A 1,785-nucleotide genomic window follows, 5' to 3' on the forward strand; every position below is an offset into this window, starting at 1 on the left:
TCCCTAAACGTCCCTTCTGTTTCCAGTTCTGTGGCTAAGCTTTCACCCTCGATATACTTGTGGACTAGAGCCGGTTCTCCTGCGATACCTAATTGATGATCCGCCTCAAAATAGGCCAGAAGTTCCGGAATCTGAGGATGTTGTCCCAGCACTTGCAGCCTAGTCGCTTCTTGGCGGAAAGACTCAGCCGCTTTCTGAGCATTGTTGGTATCTTGATTTTGTAAGGATAACTGTTTGATGATACACTTAGTCTTGCTATCATCTGCCTCATCCACCCCCAGAAAGGTGCGCCCCATACCACCAATACTAATTAGCCTCAGAGCACGGAAGCGTCCGCCTAATCGTAATCTATGGCCACAATAGGCACAAAACCTGGCCTGATTGGGATTTTGGGGATTTTGGCATTTAGGATTAAGACAGTAGCTCATGATATGGGGTGGTCAAGTCGAAGGGTTGGCAAGTCGAAGGGTTGGCAAGTTGACAAGTTAGCCAGTTGACAGATTTGTTGAAAGTATTCCCCAAGTTTTCCCCAAGTTTTCCCCAATGTTAACTGTTGCAAACCAAGCAATAAACGTCAGCAGTCACCCCTCAGCTGTCAGCCGTCAGCAGCTGTCAGCCGTCAGTTGTCAGCCGTCAGTTGTCAGCCGTCAGCTATACAGAAACCTTGGCCAAAAGGCCACGCTACGCGAACAACAAACCAACCTACCCTTAGGTAACGCCAAAGGCGAACAACCTTCGACAAACCCACCTTCAACCTTCAACCTTCAACCTTCAACCTTGGCCTTTGGCCACGCTACGCGAACAACCTTCCAGATGAGGCACCCCTAACCCAAAGGCTGTTACACACTACCAAAAGTTGGGATTGGACTAGCATTCTGACGATTGAAGCTCGGTAGATCAACCCGGGTGATATTGCGGCTTCTAACCGCTAATCGGTAACTGACACTCTGGAGTTCTGCGTGGAGTTGTCGGTTTTCCCGCTGTAACATGGTCACCTTCTCTTTGACTGGTGCCATCCGTTCCGAAAACTTCTGGTGATAAATTTTTGGTAGCTCTTGTACCACTTGTTCTAACTGACGAGAGCGCTCGGTTAATTCTTCTACTGATTCCCGCAATTGCTTAATTTCCGTGTCACGGGTGGCAATTTGCTGTTGATAAAATTCCACCTGCTGCTCGACATCGTGCAACTGTTCTCGCAAGACCACCATCTGAGCCTTATGGCGCTCAGACACCTCTTGGGGAGGTTTGAAATTAGCATTCCCCTTCACCAAGCGGAATAGTTCTTGAGACAGCTGCTGCACTAACTGGTCTCTAAGCTGTAACTCTTCCCGTAAGTGAGATACTTCCGTTTGCAGAGCTGATCTCGATAGGGTTTCAATCTGCCTCACCATGGCTTACCACTCCAAGTAAATATACAATTTTCAATAGTAGATGCGAACCGGGGGTGTCGATCACTGATCACAAAATATACTGTTGCAGCTAATGTACCATCCAAACCCGGCCATTGACCATGCCATAGCACATCTAGCCCAGATCACCTTCAGGTTTAGAGTTTAGAATTCTTCATTCTTCATTCTTCATTCTTCATTCTAAATTCTGATTTATCAGAGTGGGAGAGTTTGAGAGGGAAAAGAATACCCCGTCGAATTAGGTCTTGAATTTACCGTAGCGATGCAGCGCGGTCTTGGGAAGGCAGCGCGGTCTTGGGGGTTCCCCCGGAGACGAAACCTTAGATAGTGGAGCCTTTATAGTTAGCAGGTTATGCAGAAAAGGGTTAAATATTTG

General features: G+C 47.5%; 3 protein-coding genes. 1 reads left to right on the plus strand and 2 read right to left on the minus strand.

The annotated features are described in order from the left end of the window. Positions 1–428, minus strand: a 428-nt coding sequence (locus tag F6K53_RS39750; RefSeq protein WP_293085514.1) for an inactive serine/threonine-protein kinase VRK3, incomplete at its 3' end; no start/stop codon positions are given. Between the two features lie 115 nt (positions 429–543). Between F6K53_RS39750 and F6K53_RS39755 the strand changes: the two genes are divergently transcribed. After that, positions 544–828 carry a hypothetical protein gene (locus F6K53_RS39755; protein WP_293085516.1) on the plus strand — a complete coding sequence of 95 codons (285 nt, stop codon included), beginning with the start codon at positions 544–546 and terminating at the stop codon, positions 826–828. Positions 829–839: 11 nt separating this feature from the next. On the opposite strand, the gene F6K53_RS39760 is transcribed toward F6K53_RS39755, so the two are convergent. Then, entirely contained in the window at positions 840–1,391 is a 552-nt protein-coding gene (locus tag F6K53_RS39760; protein WP_075904048.1) for an Npun_F5560 family protein, read from the minus strand. Positions 1,392–1,785 lie beyond the last annotated feature (394 nt).

The sequence above is a fragment of the Moorena sp. SIO4A1 genome (genome assembly GCF_010672065.1).
Classification (GTDB): Bacteria; Cyanobacteriota; Cyanobacteriia; order Cyanobacteriales; family Coleofasciculaceae; genus Moorena.